Source organism: Streptomyces sp. NPDC038200 (assembly GCF_055600785.1).
The window spans coordinates 53,437-79,931 of the sequence record NZ_JBVJYH010000028.1; the positions used below are offsets into that span (position 1 = coordinate 53,437).

Annotated in this window: 24 protein-coding genes; 14 read left to right on the top strand and 10 right to left on the bottom strand. The window is 72.1% G+C overall.

Going from position 1 to position 26,495, the window contains the following annotated elements:
• Positions 1–71: 71 nt before the first annotated feature.
• Positions 72–782 (top strand): VIT1/CCC1 transporter family protein, encoded by a 711-nt coding sequence (locus tag ACZ7KF_RS37630; RefSeq protein ID WP_471085815.1) that lies wholly within the window; start codon positions 72–74, stop codon positions 780–782.
• 133 nt (positions 783–915) lie between these two features.
• Entirely contained in the window at positions 916–1,971 is a 1,056-nt protein-coding gene (locus ACZ7KF_RS37635) for a zinc-dependent alcohol dehydrogenase family protein (RefSeq protein ID WP_471085818.1), read from the top strand.
• Positions 1,972–2,167: 196 nt separating this feature from the next.
• Here ACZ7KF_RS37635 and ACZ7KF_RS37640 read toward each other — a convergent pair whose 3' ends face one another.
• Positions 2,168–3,544: a CoA transferase gene (locus ACZ7KF_RS37640; protein ID WP_471085820.1), complete on the bottom strand. Its 1,377-nt coding sequence runs from the start codon at positions 3,542–3,544 to the stop codon at positions 2,168–2,170.
• A gap of 66 nt (positions 3,545–3,610) precedes the next feature.
• Positions 3,611–5,137 (bottom strand): S8 family peptidase, encoded by a 1,527-nt coding sequence (locus tag ACZ7KF_RS37645; RefSeq protein ID WP_471085823.1) that lies wholly within the window; start codon positions 5,135–5,137, stop codon positions 3,611–3,613.
• A 284-nt stretch (positions 5,138–5,421) separates the two neighbouring features.
• On the opposite strand from ACZ7KF_RS37645, the gene ACZ7KF_RS37650 reads away from it, so the two are divergent.
• The 3 genes from ACZ7KF_RS37650 to moaA all read left to right on the top strand — a co-directional run bounded on the left by ACZ7KF_RS37650 (position 5,422) and on the right by moaA (position 8,561).
• The gene (locus ACZ7KF_RS37650; protein WP_471085826.1) at positions 5,422–5,778 is read left to right on the top strand and encodes a DUF485 domain-containing protein; all 357 of its coding nucleotides are present in this window, start codon (positions 5,422–5,424) and stop codon (positions 5,776–5,778) included.
• Positions 5,775–7,400 carry a solute symporter family protein gene (locus ACZ7KF_RS37655; RefSeq protein WP_471085829.1) on the top strand — a complete coding sequence of 542 codons (1,626 nt, stop codon included), beginning with the start codon at positions 5,775–5,777 and terminating at the stop codon, positions 7,398–7,400. The genes ACZ7KF_RS37650 and ACZ7KF_RS37655 overlap by 4 nt, the downstream gene beginning before the upstream one ends.
• Positions 7,401–7,571: 171 nt before the next feature.
• Positions 7,572–8,561: a GTP 3',8-cyclase MoaA gene (moaA, locus tag ACZ7KF_RS37660; RefSeq protein ID WP_471085924.1), complete on the top strand. Its 990-nt coding sequence runs from the start codon at positions 7,572–7,574 to the stop codon at positions 8,559–8,561.
• Here the strand turns inward: moaA and ACZ7KF_RS37665 are convergent.
• Both ACZ7KF_RS37665 and ACZ7KF_RS37670 read right to left on the bottom strand, forming a co-directional pair.
• Positions 8,558–8,791: a hypothetical protein gene (locus ACZ7KF_RS37665; RefSeq protein ID WP_471085832.1), complete on the bottom strand. Its 234-nt coding sequence runs from the start codon at positions 8,789–8,791 to the stop codon at positions 8,558–8,560. The genes moaA and ACZ7KF_RS37665 overlap by 4 nt on opposite strands.
• A gap of 239 nt (positions 8,792–9,030) precedes the next feature.
• Positions 9,031–9,438, bottom strand: a complete 408-nt coding sequence (locus ACZ7KF_RS37670) for a DUF3099 domain-containing protein (RefSeq protein ID WP_471085835.1) — start codon at positions 9,436–9,438, stop codon at positions 9,031–9,033.
• Between the two features lie 243 nt (positions 9,439–9,681).
• On the opposite strand from ACZ7KF_RS37670, the gene ACZ7KF_RS37675 reads away from it, so the two are divergent.
• Entirely contained in the window at positions 9,682–9,960 is a 279-nt protein-coding gene (locus tag ACZ7KF_RS37675) for a GlsB/YeaQ/YmgE family stress response membrane protein (protein ID WP_471085838.1), read from the top strand.
• 103 nt (positions 9,961–10,063) lie between these two features.
• On the opposite strand, the gene tyrS is transcribed toward ACZ7KF_RS37675, so the two are convergent.
• From tyrS to ACZ7KF_RS37690, 3 genes are read right to left on the bottom strand one after another with little or no spacing between them, the layout of a single operon-like run.
• Positions 10,064–11,332 (bottom strand): tyrosine--tRNA ligase, encoded by a 1,269-nt coding sequence (gene tyrS / locus ACZ7KF_RS37680; protein ID WP_471085841.1) that lies wholly within the window; start codon positions 11,330–11,332, stop codon positions 10,064–10,066.
• 56 nt (positions 11,333–11,388) lie between these two features.
• The gene (locus tag ACZ7KF_RS37685; RefSeq protein ID WP_471085844.1) at positions 11,389–12,783 is read right to left on the bottom strand and encodes a metallopeptidase TldD-related protein; all 1,395 of its coding nucleotides are present in this window, start codon (positions 12,781–12,783) and stop codon (positions 11,389–11,391) included.
• On the bottom strand, positions 12,780–14,303 hold the full coding sequence (locus tag ACZ7KF_RS37690) for a TldD/PmbA family protein (protein WP_471085847.1): 1,524 nt from the start codon (positions 14,301–14,303) through the stop codon (positions 12,780–12,782). Before ACZ7KF_RS37690 ends, ACZ7KF_RS37685 begins: the two co-directional genes overlap by 4 nt.
• 239 nt (positions 14,304–14,542) lie before the next feature.
• Between ACZ7KF_RS37690 and fabG the strand changes: the two genes are divergently transcribed.
• The 3 genes from fabG (at position 14,543) to ACZ7KF_RS37705 (ending at position 16,559) form a co-directional block, all read left to right on the top strand.
• Positions 14,543–15,247 carry a 3-oxoacyl-[acyl-carrier-protein] reductase gene (fabG, locus tag ACZ7KF_RS37695; RefSeq protein ID WP_471085850.1) on the top strand — a complete coding sequence of 235 codons (705 nt, stop codon included), beginning with the start codon at positions 14,543–14,545 and terminating at the stop codon, positions 15,245–15,247.
• 5 nt (positions 15,248–15,252) lie between these two features.
• Positions 15,253–16,020 carry an enoyl-ACP reductase FabI gene (gene fabI, locus ACZ7KF_RS37700; protein WP_471085853.1) on the top strand — a complete coding sequence of 256 codons (768 nt, stop codon included), beginning with the start codon at positions 15,253–15,255 and terminating at the stop codon, positions 16,018–16,020.
• A 188-nt stretch (positions 16,021–16,208) separates the two neighbouring features.
• On the top strand, positions 16,209–16,559 hold the full coding sequence (locus ACZ7KF_RS37705) for a hypothetical protein (protein ID WP_471085856.1): 351 nt from the start codon (positions 16,209–16,211) through the stop codon (positions 16,557–16,559).
• On the opposite strand, the gene ACZ7KF_RS37710 is transcribed toward ACZ7KF_RS37705, so the two are convergent.
• On the bottom strand, positions 16,537–17,229 hold the full coding sequence (locus ACZ7KF_RS37710) for a FadR/GntR family transcriptional regulator (protein ID WP_471085859.1): 693 nt from the start codon (positions 17,227–17,229) through the stop codon (positions 16,537–16,539). The genes ACZ7KF_RS37705 and ACZ7KF_RS37710 overlap by 23 nt on opposite strands.
• 82 nt (positions 17,230–17,311) lie before the next feature.
• Between ACZ7KF_RS37710 and ACZ7KF_RS37715 the strand changes: the two genes are divergently transcribed.
• The 4 genes from ACZ7KF_RS37715 to ACZ7KF_RS37730 all read left to right on the top strand — a co-directional run bounded on the left by ACZ7KF_RS37715 (position 17,312) and on the right by ACZ7KF_RS37730 (position 19,898).
• A complete protein-coding gene (locus ACZ7KF_RS37715; RefSeq protein ID WP_471085862.1) occupies positions 17,312–18,628 on the top strand; it encodes a CynX/NimT family MFS transporter in 1,317 nt (438 codons plus the stop codon).
• A 60-nt stretch (positions 18,629–18,688) separates the two neighbouring features.
• Positions 18,689–18,808, top strand: coding sequence for an SGM_5486 family transporter-associated protein (locus ACZ7KF_RS37720; RefSeq protein WP_471085865.1), 120 nt, complete (start codon positions 18,689–18,691; stop codon positions 18,806–18,808).
• Positions 18,809–19,094: 286 nt separating this feature from the next.
• The gene (locus ACZ7KF_RS37725) at positions 19,095–19,301 is read left to right on the top strand and encodes a hypothetical protein (protein ID WP_471085868.1); all 207 of its coding nucleotides are present in this window, start codon (positions 19,095–19,097) and stop codon (positions 19,299–19,301) included.
• Between the two features lie 78 nt (positions 19,302–19,379).
• Positions 19,380–19,898, top strand: coding sequence for a SixA phosphatase family protein (locus tag ACZ7KF_RS37730; protein WP_471085871.1), 519 nt, complete (start codon positions 19,380–19,382; stop codon positions 19,896–19,898).
• A 90-nt stretch (positions 19,899–19,988) separates the two neighbouring features.
• On the opposite strand, the gene serB is transcribed toward ACZ7KF_RS37730, so the two are convergent.
• Together serB and ACZ7KF_RS37740 are read right to left on the bottom strand one after the other, a co-directional pair.
• Positions 19,989–21,212, bottom strand: coding sequence for a phosphoserine phosphatase SerB (gene serB, locus ACZ7KF_RS37735; protein WP_471085874.1), 1,224 nt, complete (start codon positions 21,210–21,212; stop codon positions 19,989–19,991).
• A gap of 205 nt (positions 21,213–21,417) precedes the next feature.
• Positions 21,418–23,616, bottom strand: a complete 2,199-nt coding sequence (locus ACZ7KF_RS37740; RefSeq protein ID WP_471085877.1) for a streptophobe family protein — start codon at positions 23,614–23,616, stop codon at positions 21,418–21,420.
• 242 nt (positions 23,617–23,858) lie between these two features.
• Here ACZ7KF_RS37740 and ACZ7KF_RS37745 point away from each other — a divergent pair, with 242 nt between their 5' ends.
• Positions 23,859–26,423 (top strand): ABC transporter ATP-binding protein/permease, encoded by a 2,565-nt coding sequence (locus tag ACZ7KF_RS37745; RefSeq protein WP_471085880.1) that lies wholly within the window; start codon positions 23,859–23,861, stop codon positions 26,421–26,423.
• The last annotated feature ends 72 nt before the right edge of the window (positions 26,424–26,495 follow it).

Consider the following 26,495-nt stretch of genomic DNA (forward strand, 5'->3'; position numbering starts at 1 on the left):
GGCACCCAAGGTCCGGCGGAGCCCCCATGTCGCTCCCGCGGGGCGACGGCCGGGGTGGGATCCTCCCTGCTGTGACGGAACCCACCCACGTCGAGGCCCACGGCGGCACGCTCGGCTCACGGCTGAACTGGCTCCGGGCGGCCGTGCTGGGCGCGAACGACGGCATCGTCTCCACCGCGGGCCTGGTGGTCGGCGTGGCCGGCGCGACCGAGAGCCGGGCCGCCCTGCTCACCGCCGGACTGGCCGGCCTGCTCGCCGGCTCCATGTCCATGGCGGCCGGCGAGTACGTCTCGGTGTCCACCCAGCGCGACTCCGAGATGGCCGCGCTGGCCCTGGAGAAACGGGAGCTGCGCGAGCAGCCGGAGGCCGAACTGCGGGAGCTGACCGAGCTGCTGGAGGAGCGCGGCCTGACCCGCGAGGTGGCCCGCGAGGCAGCCGAACAGCTCACCGCGCGGGATGCGCTGAAGGCCCACGCGCGCGTGGAGCTGGGCATCGACCCGGACGAGCTGACCAACCCCTGGCACGCGGCCTGGGCGAGCTTCCTGTCCTTCACCGTGGGCGCGCTGCTCCCCCTGCTGGCCATCGTCCTGCCCCCGGCCGGCCGGCGCCTCGGCGTCACCGTCGTCTCGGTCCTGGCCGCCCTGACCCTCACCGGCTGGAGCAGCGCCCGCCTCGGCGCGGCCGACCCCGGGCGCGCGGTCCTGCGCAACGTGGTGGGCGGCGCGCTGGCGATGGGCGTGACGTACGGGGCGGGAAGCCTGCTGGGGGCTGCGGGGGTCTGATCGCGGAGGCACCCCTGGCCGCGCGGAGCCCGGCGGCACCGGCGTACCGTGAAGTGCGCTCGACACCCCTGAGCGCGCCCCGGGCGGCCTCGCCCGACGCTCGTACCACCCCCGCACGAGAAGGATCCCCGCCATGCGCGCCACCACCATCCACGCCCCGTACGACATGCGCGTGGAGGACGTGCCCGAGCCCGTGGTGCAGTTGCCCACCGACGCCGTCGTGCGGGTGCTGCGGGCCTGCATCTGCGGCAGCGACCTGTGGGCGTACCGAGGCGAGGCGGCCCGGCAGCCGGGGCAGCGGATCGGGCACGAGTTCCTCGGCGTCGTGGAGGAGACCGGCTCCGAGGTGAGCACCGTCCGGCGCGGTGACCTGGTGGTCGCGCCCTTCATGTGGTCCGACGGCGTCTGCGACTACTGCCGTGAGGGTCTGACCACGTCCTGCGAGCACGGCGGCTTCTGGGGCTCCGTCGGCTACGACGGCGGCCAGGGCGAGGCCGTCCGCGTGCCGTTCGCCGACGGCACCCTGGTGCAGCTGCCCAAGGACGCGGCCTCCGACGACCACCTGCTGTCCGCCCTGCTGACCCTCTCCGACGTCCTCGGCACCGGCCACCACGCCGCCCTCGGCGCGGGCGCCCGGCCCGGCGCCACGGTCGCGGTCGTCGGCGACGGCGCGGTCGGCCTGTGCGCCGTGCTCGCCGCCAAGCGGCTCGGCGCCGAGCGGATCATCGCGCTCGGCCGGCACGAGGTGCGTACGGACATCGCGCGCCGCTTCGGCGCCACCGACGTCGTCGCCGAGCGCGGGGACGCGGCCGTCGAGGCGGTCCGCGAGCTGACCCGCGGGCAGGGCGCCCACGCCGTCGTGGAGGCGGTCGGCACCGAGCAGTCCATGCGGACGGCCGTCAACATCACCCGCGACGGCGGCGCCATCGGCTTCGTCGGCGTGCCCCACGGCAGCGGCACCGGCCTGGACCTCGGCGTGATGTTCGACCGGAACATCGCCCTGCGCGGCGGTGTCGCCCCGGTCCGCGCCTACATCCCCGACCTGCTGCCCGACGTGCTCGACGGCACGATCGACCCCTCTCCGGTGTTCGACATGACCGTCGACATCGAGGGCGTACCCGCCGGCTACAAGGCCATGGACGAACGCACGGCGCTCAAGGTGCTGGTGACCAACGGCGCCAAGAGCTGAATCGAGACCGTCCCTGACCGGTCATCGAGGTCGATCGGTCAGGGACGTAGATCGGTCATCGAGGTCGATCGGTCATCGAGGTCGCTCGGCCATTGACGTCGACGGTGGCGTCGATGACCGGATCAACGTCAACCATCACGGCTGCCGTATCCGCTTCGGTCAACCGTCACGGTCACCGCGTCCGCTCGGTCGACCGTCACAGCCACTTCGAAGGGTCCGACCCCCAGGGCACCGGCGGACGCCGCCAGGCGGTGGGGCCGCCGGTGAAGGATACGGCCGGGCGGGCGTGCCGCAGACGGCCCAGGGGGCTGTCCGTCTCGGTCAGCCAGGCGTCCGGGCCCGGATACGGCGCGCCCTCGGCCGGTACCGGGCGGATGCCGTGCGTCAGCCAGTGGGCGGTCCGGGCCAGCGCCGCCCGGACCAGCCGGCTCCCGCCGTCGTACGACTGCTCGGTCAGCGCCCGCAGCACGGCCGCCGCCAGCAGATAGCCGGTGCCGTGGTCCAGGGCCTGCGCGGGCAGCGCGCCGGGCCGCTCCGCCGCCCCTTCGGTGACCGCGATGCCGGTCGCGACCTGCACCAGGCTGTCGAAGCCGCGCCGCCCGCCCCACGGCCCGTACGCGCCCCACGCCGACACCTGCGCCACGACCAGCCCCGGGTGCCGCTCGGCCAGCGCCCGCGGGGCGAGTCCGTACCGGTCGAGGGCCCCCGGCCGGTACCCGGTGACGACGACGTCGGCCGTGCCCAGCAACTCCTCGACGGTGTCCCGGTCGGAGTCCAGGTCGAGCGTGGCGGACCGCTTGCCGATGCCGGTGTCGGCGTGCAGGTCCGGGAGTTCCGGCAGCCCGGGCGCGTCCACGCGCAGGACGTCCGCGCCCAGCAGGGCCAGGGTGCGGGTGGCGACCGGGCCCGCCAGCACCCGGGTCAGATCCAGGACCCGCAGCCCGGCGGCGGGCAGCAGGGGAGCGGCGGCCGGGTCCAGGGAAGGCAGCACGCGCGCGGGCGCCGCGTCCAGCCGGGCGCGCTCGACCAGCGGCCGTGCGGCCACCTCGGCGGCCTGCGGGTGCGCCTGCCACTCCCGCGGTGTGCGCAGGGCCACGGCGAGGCCGCCGGCGGCGTGGACGGCCTCCTCGGCCTCCTCGGCCGAGCGTTCGGCGAGCCGGCCGGCGACCTCCGCCACCGAGGCGTCCGCCGGCAGGCCCAGCGCGGCCGACAGCCGGGCCCGGTGGTGCGGGTAGTTGGCGTGGGTGCGCACCCAGCCGTCCGCCGTCCGCCAGAACCGCGACAGCGGTGCGAAGGCCTCCGGCGTCCGGCCGTCGACCCGGACGAGCCGCTCGCTGTGGAAGGCGGCGGCGACGGCGCCGTCGTCCACGATGACCGCCGGCACGTCGGCGAGCCCGGCCCGCCGCGCCCCCAGCTCGGCGGCGGCCAGCGCGCACGCTCCCGCACACGCGCGTGCCAGCTCCCGCACGGGCAGCTTCGCGGGGAGCGTGTCCCCGCGGACGACGGCCGAGAGACGCGGCAGCAGCGCGGGCGTTCCGCCCACGGCTTCCCAGGCATCATTGATTGCAGTCATTACTTCACTATGCAGTATTGATTCAATCAACACTGCATAGTGAAGGTCGACTGCTTCGCGCTCCGCCTACTTCACCGCGCGCAGCGCGTCGACGACGCCGAAGCCGTAGAAACCGTTGATCCGCTTGCCGCCGACGCAGGTCGCGTCCACGACCCCGTCGCCGTCACCGTCGTACGGCTCGGCCGGGCAGCCCGGGTTGTCCGCCTCGGCCTTCAGCAGCGCCTGCAGCTGGGCCGGAGTGGCGTGCGGGTGGGCCGACTTGAGCAGCGCGGCCACCGCGGCGACGTGCGGGGAGGCCATCGACGTCCCCTGGAGGAAGCCGTACTGGTCGTTCGGCAGCGTGGACAGGATGCGGCCGTTCTTCGACGGCGTGTCCGGGATCTGGTACTTGTCGCCACCCGGCCCGGCCACGTCGACCACGCCCCGGCCGTAGCTGGAGTAGTAGGACTTGGTGCCCTTCACGCCCACCGCGCTCACCGTCACCACGCCGGGCAGCTGGGTCGGCACGTCGAAGCACTTGTGCGGGTCGACCGTACGGGTCTGGGGCGTCGAGTCGTCGGGGCTGGAGTCGTCCACGATCGCGTCGGCGTCCAGGTCGTCGTTGGAGTTGCCGGCCGAGGCGACGTTGAGCGTGCCCTTGCGCTGGGCGTACAGCTGGGCCCTGTTGACCGCGTCGACGATGGCGTGTTGATCGGGGTCGTCCATGCAGTTGTACAGCCATGGATCCACGTAGTAGCTGTTGTTGGTGATCTCGACGCCGTGATCGGCGGCGAACACGAAGGCGCAGACCACGCTCTCCGGGTAGAACAGCGAGGTCGCGTCCGGCTGCGAGACGGTGATGCTCGCGACCTTCACGCCCGGCGCCACGCCCGCCACGCCTACGCCGTTACGGGCCGCGGCTATCTCGCCCGCCACATGGGTGCCGTGGTAGTGGTCGGCGTCCGCCGGCCGCCAGGCGCCGTACGTCGTGTCCGCCTTGCCGCTCACGCAGTTCGCCGACTGGGAGGCGGAGAAGTTCGGGGCGATGTCCGGGTGGGTGTCGTCGACGCCCGTGTCGATGACCCCGACCGTGACGCTCCTGCTGCCGGGGTTGATCGTCGCGGCCTTGTCGGCGCCGATCGCCCGCAGGTCCCACTGGTCGGCCTCCAGGGGCTCCGCGCCCGCCGTCGCGTCCTGGGCGATCTTCGCGGCCTCCGCCTTCGACAGGACCTGGACCGCGCCCTCGTCGGTCGTGCCCGCCGCCGTCAAGGGGGCGGTGCGCGTGGCACCCGCCGACTGCACGCCCCGCACCGCACGCATGCGTGCGCCGAAGTCGGGAGTGGCGGAGTGGACGACGATGACACCGATCCGGTCGTAACTCGCCACGACCGTACCGCCGTTGCGCGTGATCGCCCGCTGCACCGACTCGATCGTGCGGTGGTCCGTCCTGGTGTTGACCACGTAGGCGAGTCGGGGGCCGTCCGCCGCCCGCGCCGTCGTGGCCGCCGGGGTCGCCGCCGAGGCCGCCGACGGCAGGAAGCCGAGCGAGGCGGTCAGTGACAGCACGACCGGCACGGCGAGCCCGAGCCGACGTCTGGAGCGCAGATGAGCCATGGGATCTCCACATCATCCGGATACGGAACCGCCCGAGACGCAGGTGCTGCTCGGGCAGGTACATGACGGGTGGTGCAGGGTGAAGCTATCTCCCGACGCTGATCTCCGAAAGAGCGAGGCCGAGTTGAACCGGTCCGCGCGGGGCGCCGTGACCGTGGAGGGAGGGCCCATCAGGATCGCGCCCTCCGCCGGAATCACCCCAGGGAGTCGAACGATGACTCGCTGTAATGTGATGCCGTCCCTGCGAGATCAGCAAGCGCACGTCCGTGACGCGAGGAGACTCCGTGGCTACCGAGACACCGCCGCCCGCCAGACCCCAGGCCCACCTTCCCTCCACCGAGGAGTTCACCGAGGTGCAGCAGAGCGCGGAGTTCGGTGAACTGCGCCGCGCCCACCGCTCCTTCGCCTTTCCCCTGACCTTCGCCTTCATCGCCTGGTACCTGCTGTACGTCCTGCTCTCCAACTACGCGGGCGGCTTCATGGGCACCAAGGTGGCCGGCCACATCAACGTCGCGCTCGTCCTGGGCCTCGCCCAGTTCCTCACCACGTTCCTCATCGCCTGGTGGTACGCCCGGCACGCCGCCGCCAAGCTCGATCCGAAGGCCGCGGCCATCAAGTCCCGGATGGAGGGCGGAGCATGAGCCCCGCGCAGCACACCCTGCTGGCCGCCGGCGAGGCGAGCGAGCACCGGACACTGATCATCACCCTGTTCGCGGTGTTCGTCGCCGCGACCCTCGTGATCACCGTCTGGGCGGGCCGGCAGACCAAGGACGCCGCCGACTTCTACGCCGGCGGCCGGCAGTTCACCGGTTTCCAGAACGGCCTCGCCGTCTCCGGCGACTACATGTCCGCCGCGTCCTTCCTCGGCATCGCCGGAGCCATCGCCCTCTTCGGCTACGACGGCTTCCTCTACTCCATCGGCTTCCTGGTCGCCTGGCTCGTCGCCCTGCTCCTGGTCGCCGAGCCACTGCGCAACTCCGGCCGCTACACGATGGGCGACGTGCTGGCCTACCGGATGCGCCAGCGCCCCGTCCGCACCGCCGCCGGCGCCTCCACGATCGTCGTGTCGATCTTCTACCTGCTGGCCCAGATGGCCGGCGCCGGCGTCCTCGTCTCCCTGCTCCTCGGCATCACCAGCGACGGCGGCAAGATCGGCATCGTCGCCCTGGTCGGCGTACTGATGATCGTGTACGTCACCATCGGCGGCATGAAGGGCACCACCTGGGTCCAGATGGTCAAAGCGGTGCTCCTGATCATCGGCGCCCTGCTGCTGACCTTCCTGGTACTGCTGAAATTCCACTTCAACGTCTCGGACCTGCTCGGCACGGCCGCCGACAACAGCGCCAAGGGCTCGGCCTTCCTGGAGCCCGGCCTGAAGTACGGCGCCACCGGCACCACCAAGCTGGACTTCCTCTCGCTCGGCATCGCCCTGGTCCTGGGCACCGCCGGCCTGCCGCACATCCTGATCCGCTTCTACACCGTCCCCACCGCCAAGGCCGCCCGCAAGTCCGTCATCTGGGCGATCGGCCTGATCGGCGCCTTCTACCTGATGACCCTCGCCCTCGGCTTCGGCGCCGCCGCACTGATCAAACCGGACGAGATCATCGCCTCCAACAAGGCGGGCAACACGGCGGCACCGCTGCTGGCCCTGCACCTCGGCGGCGTCGACTCCACCTGGGGAGCGGTCCTGCTCGCCACCATCTCCGCGGTCGCCTTCGCCACGATCCTCGCGGTCGTCGCCGGCCTCACCCTGGCCTCCTCGTCCTCGTTCGCGCACGACATCTACGCGAACGTCCTCAAGAAGGGCCAGGCCACCGAGAAGCAGGAGATCGGCGCCGCCCGCTGGGCGACCGTCGGCATCGGCGCGGTCTCGATCGTCCTCGGCGCTCTGGCCCGCGACCTGAACGTGGCCGGCCTGGTGGCCCTCGCCTTCGCGGTCGCCGCCTCCGCCAACCTGCCGACCATCCTCTACAGCCTGTTCTGGAAGCGGTTCACCACCACGGGCGCCCTCTGGTCGATCTACGGCGGCCTGGTCACCGCGGTCGGCCTGGTCCTGTTCTCCCCGGTGGTCTCCGGCAAGCCGACCTCGATGTTCCCCCACGTCGACTTCCACTGGTTCCCGCTGGAGAACCCCGGCATCATCTCCATCCCCGTCGGCTTCCTGCTCGGCGTCGTGGGCACCCTGCTGTCGAAGGAGGTCCCGGACGCCGGCAAGTACGCCGAACTGGAGGTGCGGTCCCTGACCGGCACCGGAGCCCACTGAGGGTTCGTACGGACGGCCGCGTCGTCCAGGACTGTACGGTCCTACGACGCGGTCGTGGCGTACCTCGTGGGATCAGGTCGCTGTCGATGTCGGCGGGGTCACGTAGGCTCGCAGGTGACGGAGGACGCACCGTCACCGAAAATGAGTGACCGGGAGAGGGAGGGGGCCCACGTGCTCATCGACACCTACGGCCGAGTGGCCACCGACCTGAGGGTCTCGCTGACCGACCGGTGCAATCTGCGCTGCACCTACTGCATGCCCGAGGAGGGCCTGCAGTGGCTGGCCAAGCCCGACCTGCTCACGGACGACGAGATCGTCCGGCTCATCGACATCGCGGTCCGCACGCTCGGCGTCGAGGAGGTCCGCTTCACCGGCGGCGAGCCGCTGCTGCGCCCCGGACTGGTCGGCATCGTCGAGCGCGTCGCGGCCCTCGCCCCGCGCCCGCAGATGTCCCTCACCACCAACGGCATCGGCCTGAGGCGCACGGCGACCGCCCTGAAGGCCGCGGGCCTGGACCGGGTCAACGTCTCCCTGGACACCCTCCGCCCCGACGTCTTCAAGACCCTCACCCGCCGCGACCGCCACCAGGACGTCCTCGAAGGTTTGCAGGCCGCCCGCGAGGCCGGCCTCACCCCGGTCAAGGTCAATTCGGTCCTGATGCCGGGCCTGAACGACGACGAGGCCCCGGACCTCCTCGCCTGGGCGGTGGAGCACGACTACGAGCTGCGCTTCATCGAGCAGATGCCCCTGGACGCCCAGCACGGCTGGAAGCGCGAGGGCATGGTCACCGCCGGGGACATCCTCGCCTCCCTGCGCACCCGCTTCGACCTCACTCCCGAGGGCGCCGACGAGCGCGGCTCGGCACCGGCGGAGCGCTGGCTGGTGGACGGGGGCCCGCACCGGGTCGGCGTGATCGCCTCGGTGACCCGGCCGTTCTGCGCGGCCTGCGACCGGACCCGTCTCACCGCCGACGGCCAGATACGGACCTGCCTGTTCGCCACCGAGGAGACCGACCTCCGCGCCGCCCTGCGCTCGGGCGCCCCGGACGAGGAGATCGCCCGGATCTGGAGGCTGGCGATGTGGGGGAAGAAGGCGGGAGCGGGCCTGGACGATCCGTCGTTCGTCCAGCCGGACCGCCCCATGTCGGCGATCGGCGGCTAGCCGACCGGCGGCTCGGCCTCCTCGGAGGCCTGCCACTCCCGCAAGGTCACCACGTCCTTCAGGAAACCCCGCACCCCGAGGAACTGCGACAGATGCTCCCGGTGCTCCTCGCAGGCCAGCCATGTCTTGCGCCGCTCCGGCGTATGGATCTTCGGGTTGTTCCACGCCAGCACCCACACGGCGTCGGCACGGCAGCCCTTGGCGGAGCAGATCGGGGTCTCGTCACTCACGGCTTCGTCTCGAGTTCGTCTTCTCGGGTTCGGCTCAGGAACGGGCGGAAACATGGCGACGCCGGGCAGCCACGGGGGGAGCTGCCCGGCGTCGGTCCGTCGCTCCGACGGGGGATGCGGAGCGCGTACGCAGTATGTCACGGGTACCCCATCGCCCGGCACCGGAACAGCAGGATTGATCTGAGCTTTTCTTGAGTTTGGCGCGAGGGCGCATTCCGCTTCCGCCGCGTCCGCGGTGCTCAGCCCGGGTCGGGACGGTCGCCGCGCGCTCCGGCCGCCGAATCCGCAGGTGCCTCCTGCCGTGCCGACTCCCGCACCGATTCCGCCTGTTCCTCCTCGGCCTGCGGCGGCGCGATCATCGTACGCACGGGCGCGGTGACGAACGTCGACGGGAGAGAGGGCGGCCTCTCCCTGCCCGCGTTGGCGACCACCACGGCGATATAGGGGAGCAGTCCACCGAGCACGAGCGCCACGATGGCGACGTACCGTTCGACATTCCACAGCGCGACCGCGAGGATCACCGACGCGGTACGGATCGACATCGAGATCACATACCGGCGCTGCCGGCCTCGGACGTCCTCGGCGAGTCCGGTCCGGGCACCGGTGATCCGGAACACCTGGGCGCTGCCACCGTGCTGTTTCCGCATCGCATTCCACCATCCGCCCGTATCGGACTCTCCCCGGCCCGCACCTTCGTCCGCATCCGGCGGGGAACCGGGCCGGGACGCCTCCCACGTTACGCCGCACCCGCGCCACCTACGAGACCGGGTCGCCCTCTCGCCTGCGACGACACGTCCCGCCCCGCGTACGGGGGAGCCCGACATGCGCCCTACGGCGGACCGAACCACACTGGCCCTAATGCTCACGTCGAGCCGTACGAGGAGGCAGCCATGGGCTGGTTGTGGGCGATCATCGTGGGATTTGTGCTGGGCCTCATCGCCAAGGCGATCATCCCGGGCAAGCAGCACAGCCCCCTGTGGCTGACCACCATCTGCGGCATGCTGGGAGCCATCGTGGGCAACGCGATCGCCCGATCCCTCGGCGTCGACGAGACCCGGGGCATCGACTGGAGCCGGCACGCCTTTCAGCTGGTGGCCGCGATCATCATCGTCTTCGCGGTCGACATGCTCTACATGGCGACGCTGGGCAAGCGCAAGCAGCGGGCCTGAGCCCGCGAACGCCCCGGCGGAAGCGCCCCGAGCGGGGCGCGGCGAACCGCGCGACCGGCCACGACGGTGCCGCGGTCGCCGGTTCGCCCACGCCCCCGAGGCGCTACTCGGAAACGACCTCCACCGCGGCGAGGTTCTTCTTGCCCCGCCGCAGCACCAGCCACCGCCCGTGCAGCAGCTCCTCGGCACCCGGGACGAAGTCCTCCGCGGTGACCTTCACGTTGTTCACGTAGGCCCCGCCCTCCTTCACGGTCCGCCGGGCGGCGGACTTGCTCGCCACCAGCCCGACCTCGGCGAGGAGATCGACCACCGGAGCGAGCTCGGCGACCTGGATGTGCGGCACCTCGGACAGCGCCGCCGACAGGGTGCGCTCGTCCAGCTCCGCCAGCTCGCCCTGTCCGAACAGCGCCTTGGACGCGGCGATCACCGCGGCCGTCTGGCCGGCGCCGTGCACCAGCGTCGTCAGCTCCTCGGCGAGCGCCCGCTGCGCGGCCCGCGCCTGCGGACGCTCCTCCGTCTGCCGCTCCAGCTCCTCGATCTCCTCACGGGACCGGAAGCTGAAGATGCGCAGGAACTTCGAGACGTCCCGGTCGTCCGCGTTGACCCAGAACTGGTAGAACGCGTACGGCGTGGTCATCTCGGGGTCGAGCCACACCGTGCCGGACTCGGTCTTGCCGAACTTGGTGCCGTCCGCCTTGGTGATCAGCGGGGTGCCCAGCGCGTGCACGACGGCGTCCGGCTCGACCCGGTGGATCAGGTCCGTGCCCGAGGTGAGGTTGCCCCACTGGTCGCTGCCGCCGGTCTGCAGCGTGCAGCCGTGCCGCCGGTACAGCTCCAGGAAGTCCATGCCCTGCAGGATCTGGTAACTGAACTCGGTGTAGCTGATGCCCGCGTCGGAGTTGAGCCGCCGGGCGACGGCCTCCTTGGCGATCATCTTGTTGACCCGGAAGTACTTGCCGATGTCCCGCAGGAACTCGATGGCCGACAGGCCCTGGGTCCAGTCCAGGTTGTTGACCATCACCGCGGCGTTCGGCCCGTCGAAGTGGAGCAGCGGCTCGATCTGGGCGCGCAGCCGCTCCACCCAGCCGGCCACCACCTCCGGCGCGTTCAGCGTGCGCTCGGCCGTGGGCTTGGGGTCGCCGATGAGACCCGTGGCACCGCCGACCAGCGCCAGCGGACGGTTGCCCGCCTCCTGGATGCGGCGCATCGTCAGGATCTGCACCAGGTTGCCGAGGTGCAGGCTGGGCGCGGTCGGGTCGAAGCCGCAATAGAACGTGACGGGGCCGTCCGCGAACGCCTTGCGCAATGCGTCCTCGTCCGTGGAGAGGGCGATGAGCCCCCGCCACTTCAGCTCGTCGACGATGTCCGTCACGGTTCTCGTGTCTCCTTGATGGTCCTCGGGCGGTCGGACGACAGCCGACTACGAGGTTATACGCCCTGACTGACAGAGCTCATATTGAAATCCGGGATGCGCAGCGCGGGCATCGCGGCCCGGGTGAACCAGTCGCTCCACTCGCGCGGCAGCGTCTTCTCCGTCCGCCCCGCCTCGGCGGCCCGGCCCAGCAGGTCCACCGGCGACTCGTTGAACCGGAAGTTGTTCACCTGACCGGTCACCTCGCCGTTCTCGACCAGGTAGACGCCGTCCCGGGTCAGGCCCGTCAGCAGCAGCGTCGCCGGGTCGACCTCGCGGATGTACCACAGGCAGGTCAGCAGCAGCCCTCGCTCGGTGTCCGCGACCATGTCCTCCAGGGAGCGGTCGTCGCCGCCGTCCAGGATCAGGTTGCCGAGCGCGGGGGCGACCGGCAGCCCGGTCAGGGCCGCGCTGTGCCGGGTGGTCGTCAGATGCCTGAGCACGCCATGGTCGATCCACTCGGTGGCGTGGGTCGGCAGCCCGTTGTCGAAGACCGACTGGTCGCCGCCCGAGGAGTGGGCGACCACGAACGGCGGGCACTCCAGTCCCGGCTCGTTCGGGTCGCTGCGCAGGGTCAGCGGCAGCTCGCTCAGCTTCTCACCGAGCCGCGTGCCGCCGCCCGGCTTGGAGAACACCGTCCGGCCCTCGGCCGCGTCCCGGCCCGACGCCGACCACAGCTGGTAGATCAGCAGGTCCGCGACCGCGGTGGGCGGCAGCAGCGTCTCGTAGCGGCCCGCGGGCAGCTCCACGCGCCGCTCCGCCCAGCCGAGCCGTACGGCCAGCTCGGCGTCGAGGGCGCCCGGGTCGACGTCCTTGAAGTCCCGGGTGGACCGGCCGGCCCACGCCGAGCGCGTACGGTCCGGAGACTTGGCGTTCAGCTCCAGCGTGCCGGTGGGCTGGTCGTGCCGGAGGCGCAGCCCGGTGGAGGTCCCCACGTACGTCGACACCAGCTCGTGGTTGGCGAAGCCGTACAGCTCCCGGCCCCCCGCACGCGCGCGTGCGAAGGCCTCGCCGAGCGCCGGGGCGAAGTCGGCGAACACGGCGGAGGAGGTCTCGGCGGGCGCGTCCGTGAAGTCCGGGGACTCCGGCACCCCGCCGACCAGCGGCTGCGCGTCCTCGGCGGGCCCGGCACCGCGCGCGGCGGCCTCGGCGGCCCGCACCAGCGGCTCCAGCTCGTCCGGGGTGACCGCCGACCGGGACACGACCCCGGAGGCGGTGCCCTGTGCCCCGTCCACGGTGGCGATCACGGTGAGCGTACGACCCCGGGTCACCCCGTTGGTGGTGAGCGCGTTGCCCGCCCAGCGCAGGTTGGCGGTGGAGTGCTCGTCGGCGATGACGACACAGCCGTCGGCACGGGACAGTGCCAGGGCCTGCTCGACGACCTCGTGCGGCTTGTTGGTGAGGGCGCTCATCGGCCGGCCTCCTGCGTGGTGTTCAGAATGTTGACGCCCTTGAAGAGGGCGGACGGGCACCCGTGGGACACGGCGGCCACCTGGCCCGGCTGGGCCTTGCCGCAGTTGAAGGCACCGCCGAGGACATAGGTCTGCGGGCCGCCGACGGCCGCCATGGACCCCCAGAAGTCCGTGGTCGTGGCCTGGTAGGCGACGTCCTTGAGCTGCCCGGTGATCCGCCCGTTCTCGATCTTGAAGAAGCGCTGGCCGGTGAACTGGAAGTTGTACCGCTGCATGTCGATCGACCAGGAACGGTCGCCGACCACGTAGATGCCCCGGTCGACACCGCCGATCAGGTCCTCGGTGGACAGTCCGGCCGGATCCGGCCGGAGCGACACATTGGCCATGCGCTGCACCGGCACGTGCGCCGGCGAGTCGGCGAACGCGCACCCGTTGGACCGCTCGAACCCGGTCAGCCTCGCGATCCTGCGGTCCAGCTGGTAGCCGACGAGCGTGCCGTCCTTCACCAGGTCCCAGGACTGTGCCGCGACGCCCTCGTCGTCGTAGCCGATGGTCGCGAGACCGTGTTCGGCGGTGCGGTCACCGGTGACGTTCATCAGCTCGGAGCCGTACTTCAGCTTGCCGAGCCGGTCGAAGGTGGCGAAGGAGGTGCCGGCGTAGGCGGCCTCGTAGCCGAGCGCGCGGTCCAGCTCGGTGGCGTGGCCGATGGACTCGTGGATGGTCAGCCACAGGTTGGACGGGTCGACCACCAGGTCGTACAGGCCCGGCTCCACGCTCGGCGCCCGCATCTTCTCGGCGAGCAGCTCGGGGATCCGCTCCAGCTCCGTGTCCCAGTCCCAGCCGGTGCCGGTCAGGTACTCCCAGCCGCGCCCCACCGGCGGGGCGATGGTGCGCATGGAGTCGAACTCGCCGCTCGACTCGTCGACCGACACGGCCGTCAGCTGCGGATTCAGCCGCACCCGCTGCTGGGTGGTCACGGTCCCGGCGGTGTCGGCATAGAACTTGTTCTCGTGCACGGTGAGCAGCGAGGCGTCGACGTGGTCGACACCCTTCGCGGCCAGCAGCCGCGCGCTCCACTGCGCCAGCAGCGCGGCCTTCTCGTCGTCCGGCACCGAGAACGGGTCGATCTCGTACGACGAGACCCACGTCTTGTCGGCGTGCACCGGCTCGTCGGCCAGCTCCACGCGTTCGTCGGACCCGGCGGCCTTGAGCACCTGCGCGGACAGCTTCGCCATGGCCACCGCCTGCGAGGCGACCCGCGCGGCGGCGTCCATGGTCAGGTCCACGCCGGAGGCGAAGCCCCAGGTACCGCCGTGCACGACCCGTACCGCGTACCCGAGGTCGGTGGTGTCCGACGATCCGGCGGGCCTGGCGTCGCGGAGCCGCCAGGACGCGCTGCGCACCCGCTCGAACCGGAAGTCCGCGTGCTCGGCCCCCAGCGCACGCGCGCGTGCGAGCGCGGCGTCGGCGAGGGCCCGTAGCGGAAGCGCCGTGAAGGCTTCGTCGATGGAATGAGGCACGGAGGTCTCCCTGCTGTCGTGGCCTGTCGGCTCCGATCATGTCGCGGGAGCGGCGCGGCGGACCACAGGTTTGGGGTCCGGGCCGGAGGATTCTGTAGGGATCCGACAGCGACACTCCCGCGCCACTGTCGGTGCCCGCTTGCCCGCGCGGGTGGCGGTACCGATAGGTTTTCGATGAAGCCGCCTGTCATCCAGGTGTCCGGGCGGATCTGTCAGACCGCTATCGAAAGGGTGATCCGTTGAGCCGCTCGGTTCTCGTCACCGGAGGCAACCGAGGCATCGGCCTCGCCATCGCCCGCGCTTTCGCCGACGCCGGCGACAAGGTCGCGATCACGTACCGCTCGGGAGAGCCGCCGGCCGGCTTCCTGGCCGTCAAGTGCGACATCACCGACCCGGAGCAGGTGGAGCAGGCCTACAAGGAGATCGAGGACCAGCACGGTCCGGTCGAGGTCCTGATCGCCAACGCCGGCGTCACCAAGGACCAGCTCCTGATGCGCATGTCCGAGGAGGACTTCACCTCGGTCATCGACACCAACCTCACCGGCACCTTCCGTGTCGTCAAGCGCGCCAACCGCGGCATGCTGCGGGCCAAGAAGGGCCGCGTCATCCTGATCTCGTCCGTGGTCGGCCTGCTCGGCTCGGCGGGCCAGGCGAACTACGCCGCCTCCAAGGCCGCCCTGGTCGGCTTCGCGCGTTCGCTCGCCCGGGAGCTGGGCTCGCGCAACATCACCTTCAACGTCGTCGCGCCCGGTTTCGTCGACACCGACATGACGCGGGCGCTCAGCGACGAGCAGCGCCAGAGCATCGTCTCGCAGGTGCCGCTCGCCCGTTACGCGCAGCCGGAGGAGATCGCCGCGACGGTGCGGTTCCTCGCCTCGGACGACGCCTCGTACATCACTGGAGCCGTCATCCCGGTTGACGGCGGACTGGGAATGGGTCACTGATCACCATGAGCGGAATTCTTGAGGGCAAGCGCATCCTGGTCACGGGTGTGCTGATGGAGTCGTCCATCGCCTTCCACGTCGCCAAGCTCGCGCAGGAGCAGGGCGCCGAGATCATCCTGACCGCGTTCCCGCGGCCCACGCTGACCGAGCGCATCGCCAAGAAGCTGCCGAAGCCGACCAAGGTCATCGAGCTGGACGTCACGAACCAGGAGCACCTCGGGCGCCTGGCCGACGTCGTCGGCGAGGAGCTGGGCGGCCTCGACGGAATCGTCCACTCCATCGGCTTCGCCCCGCAGGACGCGCTCGGCGGCAACTTCCTCAACACGCCGTTCGAGTCGGTGGCCACGGCCATGCACGTCTCGGCGTTCTCCCTGAAGTCGCTGACCATGGCCTGCCTGCCGCTGATGCAGAACGGCGGCTCGGTCGTCGGCCTCACCTTCGACGCCCAGTACGCGTGGCCGCAGTACGACTGGATGGGCCCGGCCAAGGCCGCCCTGGAGGCCACCAACCGCTACATGGCGCGTGACCTGGGCAAGCAGAACATCCGCTGCAACCTCATCTCGGCGGGCCCGATCGGCTCCATGGCCGCCAAGTCCATCCCGGGCTTCTCGGAGCTGGCGTCCGTCTGGGACAGCCGTTCGCCCCTGGAGTGGGACCTGAAGGACCCGGAGCCGGCCGGCCGCGGTGTCGTCGCCCTGCTGAGCGACTGGTTCCCGAAGACCACGGGCGAGATCATCCACGTCGACGGCGGGCTGCACGCCATCGGCGCCTGACCCTCGCGCGATCCGGCCGACGCCCCGATTCCCGCCGCGAGCGGGGAGCGGGGCGTCGGCCGTCCGGCCGGCGGCCGGCCATGTCACCCGTTCGGCCCACCGGCCGGGCCGCCGGCGTGCCGACGGCGCACCCTGGATTACACCCTCCCTCGCACGTCCCTCCGCAGTCGGACGAGGAGGTCCCCCTTGTGCGCCTCTCCCGCAGCCTGGTCACGGCGACCGTGGCCCTGGCCCTCGTCCTGTCCCTGCCGTACGACGCGCTGCCCCACGCGCGCGTGGGCCACGGCGAGCCGCCCGCGCCGAGCCGGTTCGGCGCGGCCTGCCGTACGGCGGTCCGCGGCTCCCAGGTGGTGGCCTACTGCCACAATCCCTATGTCGACATCGATCGCGTGCGCCTGCACATCGAGTGCGCCCGCTGGTGGGACATCGACACCGACAGCGCCCCCGTGGACGCCGGGCCGGCCATGACCGTACGGCTCACCGGCCGGTGCTGGAAGGAGGTCCGGTCGGTCTGGATCAGCCACCAGAAGGCGCGGTGAACCGGCCCGGATCGCACAGGAACGGGTAGCTCGCGGCCTCCATCGCCGCCGCCTCCGCGTCCCCGGCGCGGATCGCGTCCACCAGGCGCCTGTGGTCCATGTGCGTCTCCGGGGTCAGCTCCGCCCCGACGTCCGCGCGCAGCCAGTCCCGCAGCACCTCGCCCAGGTCGGCGTACATCGCCGACATCACGTCGTTGTGGGAGGCGGCCACCACGGCCAGGTGGAAGGTGGCGTCGGCCGTGACGAAGGACTCCGCCTCGCCGGTCTCCCACGCCTTCTCGCGCCGCGCCAGCAGCGTGTCCAGCTGCTTGAGGTCCTTCTCGGTGCGCCGCTCGGCCGCCAGCTTCGCCGCGGCCGACTCCAGCGTGGAGCGCAGCTCGGCGATGTGCCGGGGGTCGGCGTCGGCGAAGCGGCGGTGCATCACGCCGGCCAGCTCACTGGTGGCCACGACATAGGTGCCCGAGCCCTGGCGGATGTCCAGCAGGCCGTTGTGGGCGAGCGCGCGGACCGCCTCGCGGACGGTGTTGCGGGCGACACCGAGCTGCTCGACCAGCTCCGGCTCCGTCGGGATGCGCGAGCCGACCGGCCACTCGCCGGAGGTGATCTGGTTGCGCAGTTCGGCGATGACCTGCTCGGACAGCGCCGAACGGCGGGGGTGGCTCAAGGGCATGGCACACCTTCGCACGAGTGGCCCGGGCGCGGACGTCCCGGGGATGGACAGGCAATCATCCTATGATTCTATGATGGGTCTCATGGTTAGTGAGGAAACCCGGACAGTGGAGACCCGTACGGCGATGTCATCGACCGAACGCGGTACGGCCGCCGCGACGAGCACACCCGACACGCCGCCCGGCGCGGGCCGCACACGCGCGTGGGCGACCCGGCTGGTCGTCGTGGGCATCGTGCTGTCCGCGCTGAACCTCCGCCCGGCCATCACGAGCCTCGGCGCCCTCCTGGAGGAGGTCCGCGACGGGCTCGGCATGAGCGGCAGCGTGGCCGGCCTCCTCACCTCCGTGCCCCCGCTCTGCTTCGCCGTCTTCGGCGTCACCGCACCCCGTCTGGCCCGCCGCTTCGGACCGGCCGCCGTGGTGTGCGCCGGCATGGCCGCCATCACCGCGGGCCTGCTCCTACGGCCCTACGTCGGCGACACCGCCGGATTCCTGGCCGCCAGCGCGCTCGCCCTGATGGGCATCGCCGTCAGCAACGTCCTGATGCCGGTCATCGTCAAGCGCTGGTTCCCCGACCGGGTCGGCTCCATGACCGGCCTCTACTCGATGGCCCTCGCGGCCGGCACCTCCCTCGCCGCCGCGGTGACCGTCCCCCTGACCGACGCCCTGGGCGGCAGCTGGCAGTCCGGCCTCGCCGTGTGGGCGGTCATCGCCGCCGCGGCCGTCCTGCCCTGGCTGCCCCTCGTACGGGACCGTGGCACCGCCGCCGTCCCGTCGCAGGAGCCGGTGCGCGGGGCCGCGGAACAGCACGCTCCCCTGCGTATCGCCCGCAGCCGCACCGCCTGGGCACTCGCCGTCTTCTTCGGCCTCCAGGCGACCGCCGCCTACATCACCATGGGCTGGATGCCGCAGATCTTCCGGGACGCCGGCGTCCCGGCGGGCACCGCGGGTGTCCTGCTCGCCGTCACCATGGTGATGGGCGTGCCGCTGGCCTTCGTCATCCCGCGGGTCGCCACCCGCCTGCCCCACCAGGGGCCGATCGTGCTGGTCCTGGGCGCCTGCGGCCTCGCCGGATACGCGGGGCTGTACCTCGCCCCGGCCGGCGGCGCCTGGGCCTGGGCCGTGCTGCTCGGCGTCTCCAACTGCGCCTTCCCGCTCGCCCTGACGATGGTCGGCATGCGCGCCCGCAGCGGTCCGGGCGTGGCCCAGCTGTCCGCGTTCGCCCAGAGCACCGGCTATCTGATCTCCATCCCCGGCCCGCTGCTGGTCGGCGTGCTCTACCAGCAGAGCGGCGGCTGGGGGCTGCCGATCGCCCTCATGGCGGCCCTGATGGTGCCGCAGATGGCGGTGGGCTTCCTGGCGGGCCGCGACCGGACGGTGGAGGACGAGGCGGCGCGCTGACCCGGCGCGCCGGGCGCCCCCGGCGCCGCCGTGCGGGGTGCGGGGTGCGAGACTGGGCGCATGCAGCCAGTGCTCGACCCGAACCCGCAGAACGGCCAGAAGAAGATGCTGCTCATCTTCGGTTCGTTCTTCGCCATCTTCGTGATCATCGCCATCGTGGCGATCATCGCGTCCCCGTGACGGCGGCCTCCGCGGGGATCATCGCGTTCCCGTGACGGCGGCCTCCGCCGGGGTCGCCGGGTCCGCGTGGGGCTCACCGGGTCCTCGTGACGGCGGCCTGCCCCGGGGTCACCGCCGCGCCCGTTCCTCCCGGAGGACGGTGGGGCTGACCCCACCATCCCCTAGGGGGTAAGGCTCAGGGTCAACTGGGTGGAGTTCCGGATGGGTTGGCGCCCCCGGTTTCCGTAGCTTCGAGAGGTGACCGCACCAGCGGTCAGGACCCGCTCGAGGACTCACGGAGGCGACCATGCCGGCCCCCACCCCCTCCCGGCCCCACCCGGCGACCACGGGCGGCGTCGACATCAGGCTGCCCTGGTGGGCGCTCGCCCTGCCCGCCCTCGCGTTCATCGTGCTGCTCGCGCTGATACTGAACCCGTCGGACGCCCAGGCTGCGAGCGGCGACCCCGCGATCGCGCGTCTCCTGGAGCGCGCCCAGCAGCTCCTCGCGCGCTGACGGCAAGCCCCCTCGCGCGGTGAACCCGCATGTCAACTCCCTGCGCCGGGTGGCCTGGTTCATGCGAAGCTGGGTCTCATGAGCGTCGCAGAACCCCGCAGGATCGTCCTCTTCCGGCATGCGAAAGCCGACTGGCCCCAGGTCCCCGATCACGAACGCCCGCTCGCCGAGCGGGGCCGTATGGACGCCGCAGTCGCCGGGCGCAAGCTGGCCGACACCGGCATCGCCTTCGACCTGGCCCTGTGCTCCACGGCGACCCGCACCCGCGAGACCTGGAAGCTCGCCGTCCACGAGCTGTCGCACCGGCCGAAAACCGTCTACGAGGAGCGGGTCTACGAGGCCTCGCCCGGCGAGCTGATCGCCGTGCTCAACGAGCTGCCCGACGATGCGCGGGACGTCATCCTGATCGGGCACAACCCGGGCGTGCACGGCCTGGCGGAGATCCTGGCCGGTTCGGCCGACGGCGACGCCCGCGAACGGATGAACCGCCGCGGTTTTCCCGCCGCCGGATTCGCCGTGCTCTCCTTCGACGGCCCCTGGAAGAGCGTCGAGCCCGGCGTGGCCACGCTCACGGAGTACTGGGCGCCCTCCGAGTGACCCGGCGCTGACCCCGGACACCGAACGGCGCGGGGCCCGGCACCGCACAGGGTGCCGGGCCCTCCGTGGCCGGACGCGGGCCGGGGCCGCTCAGCCCTCGTCGTGCGTGTCGGCGGCCTCGACCTCTTCCCGGGTGACGCCCAGGAGGTACAGGACCGTGTCGAGGAAGGGGAAGTTCACCGCCGTGTGCGCCGCCTCGCGCACCACCGGCTTGGCGTTGAAGGCCACGCCCAGGCCCGCCGCGTTCAGCATGTCCAGATCGTTGGCGCCGTCGCCGATCGCCACCGTCTGCGACAGCGGCACCCCGGCCTCCGCGGCGAACCGGCGCAGCAGCCGGGCCTTGCCCGCCCGGTCCACGATCTCGCCGGTCACCCGGCCGGTGAGCTTGCCGTCGACGATCTCCAGCGTGTTGGCCTGCGCGAAGTCCAGGCCCAGCCGCTCCTTCAGATCGTCGGTGACCTGGGTGAATCCACCGGAGACGACGCCCACCTGGTAGCCGAGCCGCTTCAGGGTGCGGATCAGGGTGCGCGCGCCCGGGGTCAGCCGGACCTCCTGGCGCACCTTCTCCACCACCGACGCGTCCAGCCCCTCCAGCAGCGCCACGCGCGCGTGCAGCGACTGCTCGAAGTCCAGCTCCCCGCGCATCGCCGCCGCCGTCACCTCGGCGACCTTGTCCTCACAGCCGGCGTGCGCGGCGAACAGCTCGATGACCTCGTCCTGGATCAGGGTCGAGTCCACGTCCATGACCACCAGCCGCTGGGCGCGCCGGTGCAGGCCCGCCGAGACCACGGCGACGTCGACACCCAGTGCCGCCGCATCGGAGGCCAGAGCCGTGCGCAGCGGCTCCGTCTCCACGCCGGACACCGCGAACTCCACGGCCGTCACCGGGTACTTGGCGAGCCGGAAGATGCGGTCGATGTTGCCGCCGGCCTTGGCGATCCGGTCGGCGATGGCGGCCGTCGACTCGGCGGTCAGAGGGTGGCCGAGCACGGTCACCAGGGAGCGCCCGTGACCGCGCGGACGGTTGTCGCCGTGTCCGGAGATGATCTCCGCCTGCATCTTCATCGACTCGGCCCAGCTGTGCACCGTGGCCCGCAGGTCGCCCTCCAGACCGGCCGGCGGCTGCGTCACCAGCGCGCACAGCACCAGGCGTCCCCGGGTGACGACCTGCTCGATGTCGACCACGTCGACGAGGTAGGCGGCAAGGGTGTCGAAGAGGCCCGCCGTGATGCCCGGGCTGTCCTTGCCGAAGATCTTGACGAGGAGGGTGGGGACCTCGGAAGTCCCCGTAGCGGAGGTCTGCGAAGCGCTCATGGTGTCACCACCGTATCCGGCACCCAGTGCCGCCCGCCGCCGAGGTCCGCCTGACGGACACGGAACAATGGGTGGCGGTCCGGTGTCGGGGATCTTGCCGCGGGGAAATCGGCGCCGACGCGCGTGCGGCGACACCGCCTCGGCTCCCTCACGAGCGTGCCACGGCGGGCCGCGGACGGCGATTCACGGGACCCGCGCCCGGCTCTCATCCGCGCCGCTTCGGTGCTCCGGGAGGGGGCGGGGGAGGCGGCGGTCCGTCGCCCGGCGTCCGAGGGGGGCGCTCATCCGGCCGCCGCGGGGACGGGTGTTTCCGGGGTACCGGGGGAGGAGGGCCGAGCGGCCCGGCGATGGTCGGCGCACCGTACACGTCCCGCCCACCGTCCGGTTCCCGCCCACCGTCCGGTTCCCGCCCACCGTCCGGTTCCCGCCCGCCGGCCGGCTCCTGCCCACCGCCCGGTTCCCGCCCACCGCCCGGTTGCCGCCCGCCGGCCGGCTCCTGCCCACCGCCCGGTTCCCGCCCACCGCCCGGTTGCCGCCCGCCGGCCGGCTCCTGCCCACCCGCCGGCCCCCGCCCCGTCGCCGGATCCTGCGCCGGGTCCCCCTCGCGTCCGGCAGACGGCTCCTGTCCGGTGCCCCGCTCCGGTCGGTCCGCCGGCTCCTGTCCCGCGGCCGGGGGCCAGATGTCCCGCCGCTCCTCCGGCAGCCGCAGGTAGGGGTTCGTGTCGGGGTTCGGCGGGCGGTACGGCCGGCTCGGCACGTACGGCCCGGCGTCGGAGCCGAGCCCGGAGCGCCGGGGAGCACCACGGTCCCCGGAACCGTGCCCGCCCCGGCCTCCGTCGCCGTACCCGGAGCCGTCCCGGCTCCCGCCGCCGTACCCGGAGCCGTCCCGGCCTCCGTCGCCGTACCCGGAATCGTCCCGGCTCCCGTCGCCGTACCCGGATGCGCTCTGGCCGCCGCTCCCGCCGCCGCTCCTGCCCCCGTACCCGTACTCGTACCCGGGGGCGCCCCCGCCTCCTGGCACCACCCCCGCCCCCGCCCCCGCCGCCCCGCTCGTCCAGGCCAGCAGGGCTCCCGCCGCGCCGGTGCCCGTGCCCCAGGCAGCGCCCAGCAGCAGTGCCGTGCCGAGGTGGCCGTGCAGGTCGAGGCCCGCGCCGAAGGCGTCGAAGCCGAGGACGGACAGGGCCGCGTCCACGGACACGTCCGTCAGCCGGGCGAGGAGGGGGAGGGCGAGCGCGGTCGCGACCCCGAGCCGCAGTGCGCACCGGCCGGCGAACCCCAGGGCGCTGTCGGCGGACCGCAGCACCGGGGTGCGCACCGCGGTCAGTACCCCGGCCAGCAGCATCATCAGCGCCGCGGCCACCACGAGCAGCCACACCCGCCCGTCCAGTGCGGCCAGTCGGCCCACCGTCACGGGCTCGGCGGACCGCCCCCCGAGCAGCTGGTCCAGCGGGTGCGGGAGCACCGCGGTGAGAACGCCGGTGGCCCTGCCGTCCCAGGGGACGAACAGGCCGAGGGGCACGCCGAGCCAGACCCCGTTCGGCGCGCCGAGCAGCGCCGCGCCCGCGATCCGCCGTGGGTGGTCGTCGCCGACCGCCGCGTGGACCGCCGCGGCGAGCCCGGCGGCCACGGCCGTCAGTGACACGGTGACGAGCGCCGAGACCGCCGGGCGGACCACCCGGTGTACGGCCGTCCAGCCGGGCGGCAGCGGTGCGCGGCGGGCGGCGAGCAGCGCGATCAGCAGGACGCCGGCGCACCAGCACAGACCGCCGAGGAGCGTGGCCGAGGTGTCCACGGTGAAGCCGACGGCCGCCTTGGCGTCGATCAGGTCGCCGATCCGGTCCGGCAGCAGTCCCCCCACGTCCCCGATGCCGGGAAGGCTCAGCCCCCCGCCCCCCTTGCCGCCCCCGCCCGGCAGCCCGTCCAGGCCGAGCGAGCCGCCGTCGATGGTGATGACGTCGTGACCGGCCCAGGCGAGCCCCCCGAGCATCGCGACGAACAGCACGGCCACCGTGCCCACGCGCGCGAGGAGTTCGGCCGGCGCGACGACAACTCCTGCCGCGCGCAGGGACCGCAGGAAGAACCACGACAGCAGCAGCGCCCCGACCAGACTCACGCCGAGTGGCGTGATCTCGACGGCGGTGTGGGCCTCGGCGCCTTTCAGTCCGAAAGCGGACACATCGCCCGACGGGGAGACCGAACCACCCGCGCCGAGCACCACAACGGCCGCCGTCATGGGGCCGATCGAGCCCGCGGAGTCCGCCTCCAGCAGATGGAGCCCGAGCGCGGCCGTGCCCGCCATGCCGATCAACGCCCAGCTCACGGCGGCGATCGCGGACAGCAGGACATCCACCCAGGGCAGCGGCGCACGGTGCCGCGTGGTCTCGGCACCCAGGACAGCACTCATCGCAGACCCCCCGATCCACGCCGCGGCGCCGGATGGCCGCGCTTGTCCCCCTCGCGAGGATTACCACTCTCCGGCCCGGTTTCAACCCTGTGGACGGGGCGAGTTGAAGCGCGCACCGGCGCCCTTCGCAAGGCCCGGGTTTCGGTCAGAGGGCCGAGCCTGAAATAGTTCCCCACGATGTTCGACATCCCTAAACTCCCTGTGATGGGGATAACTCGGGGGACAACTCAGTGGGGCATGGAGTGCCGGAACTCGTACTGGAATCAAATGGACGTACCTGGACGCTCGACCCGTCCAGGCCCTACACCCTCGGCCGCGATCCGCAGGGTGACATCGTCTTCGACGACGCCAGGGTCTCCTGGCGACACGCCACGGTCAGCTTCAACGGCCGCAGTTGGGCCATCGAGGACCACGGCAGCACCAACGGCACGTTCGCACAGGGCCGGCGGATCCAGCACCTGGAGATCGGCCCCGGCTCGGCGCTGCACCTCGGCAACGCCACCGACGGACCGCGGCTGAATCTGTCGGCGGCCGCGGCGCCGGTCGGCGGCCCGGTGCAGCCGTCGGCGCCGTACGCGGCGCAGGGCGCCGACGCGCCCGGCTGGGCCCAGCAGGCTGCCCCGCAGCAGGCCGTGCCCCCTCAGGCGGCGGCACATCAGCAGGATCCCCAGGCGGGCTGGCAGCAGCCGCCCGCGTTCCCGCAGCAGCAGGGCGGGCCCGCCGAGCAGTACGCGCAGAAGACGCCCGGTGGTGGCGCGGGGGCGCCGCCGGTCTACGGCGACCGCAGCCCGACCACGTTCCACCAGTTCGCGCTCGGCCGCGTGATGCGTATCGGCCGTGCCCTGGAGAACGACCTGGTCGTCTCCGACCTGCAGGTCTCGCGCAACCACGCCGAGTTCCACGTCACGCCCGACGGCCGCTTCGAGATCCGCGACCTCGGCTCGCACAACGGCACCTACGTCAACGGTCAGCCGATCGCCAAGGGCGGCTCGCAGCTGCTCGGCCCGAGCGACATCGTCGGCGTCGGCCACTCGACGTTCCGGATCGTCGGCGACCGCCTCGAGGAGTTCGTCGACACCGGTGAGGTCTCCTTCTCGGCCCGCCACCTGACCGTGACGGTCGACGGCGGCAAGCAGATCCTGAAGGACGTCTCCTTCGGCGTGCCCGAGAAGTCGCTGGTCGCCGTGATCGGTCCGTCCGGCTCCGGCAAGTCGACCCTGCTCAAGGCGCTCACCGGCTACCGGCCCGCCAACCAGGGCGAGGTGCTGTACGACAACCGGAACCTGTACAAGCAGTTCGCCGAGCTGCGCCAGCGCATCGGTCTGGTCCCGCAGGACGACATCCTGCACAAGGAGCTGACCGTCAAGAAGGCCCTGAAGTACGCGGCCAAGCTGCGCTTCCCGGCCGACACCACCGCGCAGGAGCGCGACGCCCGCATCGACGAGGTGCTGCGCGAGCTGAAGCTGGACATCCACAAGGACAAGAAGGTCACGTCCCTGTCCGGCGGCCAGCGCAAGCGTGTCTCGGTGGCCCTGGAGCTGCTGACCAAGCCGTCGCTGATCTTCCTGGACGAGCCGACCTCGGGCCTCGACCCGGGCATGGACCGCGACGTCATGCAGCTGCTGCGCGGCCTCGCCGACGACGGCCGTACGGTCCTCGTCGTCACCCACTCGGTGGCCGAGCTGGCACTGTGCGACAAGCTGCTGGTGATGGCGCCGGGCGGCGCGGTCGCCTACTTCGGGCCGCCGGAGGAGGCGCTGAACTTCTTCGGCTACGACAGCTGGGCCGACGTCTTCTCCGCCTTCGAGAACTACCGCGACTACGACTGGGCGGGACGCTGGAAGGGCTCGCAGCACTACCAGATGTACGCCGCGGAGATCGACGCGATCGCCCCGCAGGCCGTACCCATGCCCGCGCCGCAGGCGCTGAAGCCGCCCAAGCCGCAGAGCTGGGGCTCCCAGCTGATGACGCTGATACGCCGCTATGTGGCGGTCATCGCCTCCGACAAGGGCTTCCTGGCGCTGACGGTGATCCTGCCCGCGGTCCTCGGCGCGGTCAGCCTGCTGATCGACCACAGCCACGGCCTGCTGGTCAACGAGGCGATCAACCCGAAGACCGGCACGCACGTCCCGAACGGCACCGCCACCACCGTCCTGCTGATCCTCGCCGTCGGCGCGTGCTTCGCGGGCGCCGCGAACTCGGTCCGTGAGCTGATCAAGGAGCGGGTGATCTACGAGCGGGAGCGGGCGACCGGCCTGTCCCGCTCGGCGTACCTGATGTCGAAGGTGGTCGTGCTCGGCGCCGTCACGGTGCTGCAGGGCCTGATGGTCGGCCTCATCGGGTTCTCCAGCCGGGAGATCCCGGAGAAGGGGCTCGTCCTCGGCGGCTCGACGCTGTTCGAGCTGTGCCTGCCGATCATGGCGCTCGGCTTCACCTCGATGATGTTCGGCCTGGTGATCTCCTCGCTGGTGAAGACCGCCGAGAAGACCATGCCGCTGCTCGTGATGTTCGCGATCATCCAGGTCGTCTTCACCGGCTGCCTCTTCACCCTGCACGGCACGCTCGGCGTGAACGAGTTCTCGTACCTGATGCCGTCGCGCTGGGCGGTCGCCGCGGCCGGCGCCACGCTGGACTTCAACAACATCGCCCCGAACAGCGACGACCCGGGCAGCACCGACCCGCTGTGGGACCACACGGCCTCGGCCTGGGGTCTGGACATGGTCGCGCTGATCGCGCTCGGTGTGGTCTGCGGCTTCTTCGTGGCCCGCTTCCTGCGCCGCCACGAGCCGGAGGTCATGCGCAAGTAACCGCGCCCCTACAACGCCGAAGGGCGGCGCCCCGTGATCGGGGTGCCGCCCTTCGGCGTCACGTCGCTGAGG

What these genes read in the sequence shown, in the direction of transcription:
- ACZ7KF_RS37635 (WP_471085818.1), top strand. Translation starts at nt 916, where the DNA reads ATGCGCGCCACCACCATCCACGCCCCGTACGACATGCGCGTGGAGGAC.
- ACZ7KF_RS37640 (WP_471085820.1), bottom strand. Translation starts at nt 3,544, where the DNA reads ATGACTGCAATCAATGATGCCTGGGAAGCCGTGGGCGGAACGCCCGCG.
- ACZ7KF_RS37645 (WP_471085823.1), bottom strand. Translation starts at nt 5,137, where the DNA reads ATGGCTCATCTGCGCTCCAGACGTCGGCTCGGGCTCGCCGTGCCGGTC.
- ACZ7KF_RS37655 (WP_471085829.1), top strand. Translation starts at nt 5,775, where the DNA reads ATGAGCCCCGCGCAGCACACCCTGCTGGCCGCCGGCGAGGCGAGCGAG.
- ACZ7KF_RS37670 (WP_471085835.1), bottom strand. Translation starts at nt 9,438, where the DNA reads ATGCGGAAACAGCACGGTGGCAGCGCCCAGGTGTTCCGGATCACCGGT.
- ACZ7KF_RS37675 (WP_471085838.1), top strand. Translation starts at nt 9,682, where the DNA reads ATGGGCTGGTTGTGGGCGATCATCGTGGGATTTGTGCTGGGCCTCATC.
- ACZ7KF_RS37685 (WP_471085844.1), bottom strand. Translation starts at nt 12,783, where the DNA reads ATGAGCGCCCTCACCAACAAGCCGCACGAGGTCGTCGAGCAGGCCCTG.
- fabI (WP_471085853.1), top strand. Translation starts at nt 15,253, where the DNA reads ATGAGCGGAATTCTTGAGGGCAAGCGCATCCTGGTCACGGGTGTGCTG.
- ACZ7KF_RS37710 (WP_471085859.1), bottom strand. Translation starts at nt 17,229, where the DNA reads ATGCCCTTGAGCCACCCCCGCCGTTCGGCGCTGTCCGAGCAGGTCATC.
- ACZ7KF_RS37715 (WP_471085862.1), top strand. Translation starts at nt 17,312, where the DNA reads ATGGTTAGTGAGGAAACCCGGACAGTGGAGACCCGTACGGCGATGTCA.
- ACZ7KF_RS37720 (WP_471085865.1), top strand. Translation starts at nt 18,689, where the DNA reads ATGCAGCCAGTGCTCGACCCGAACCCGCAGAACGGCCAGAAGAAGATG.
- ACZ7KF_RS37725 (WP_471085868.1), top strand. Translation starts at nt 19,095, where the DNA reads ATGCCGGCCCCCACCCCCTCCCGGCCCCACCCGGCGACCACGGGCGGC.
- ACZ7KF_RS37730 (WP_471085871.1), top strand. Translation starts at nt 19,380, where the DNA reads ATGAGCGTCGCAGAACCCCGCAGGATCGTCCTCTTCCGGCATGCGAAA.
- serB (WP_471085874.1), bottom strand. Translation starts at nt 21,212, where the DNA reads ATGAGCGCTTCGCAGACCTCCGCTACGGGGACTTCCGAGGTCCCCACC.
- ACZ7KF_RS37740 (WP_471085877.1), bottom strand. Translation starts at nt 23,616, where the DNA reads ATGAGTGCTGTCCTGGGTGCCGAGACCACGCGGCACCGTGCGCCGCTG.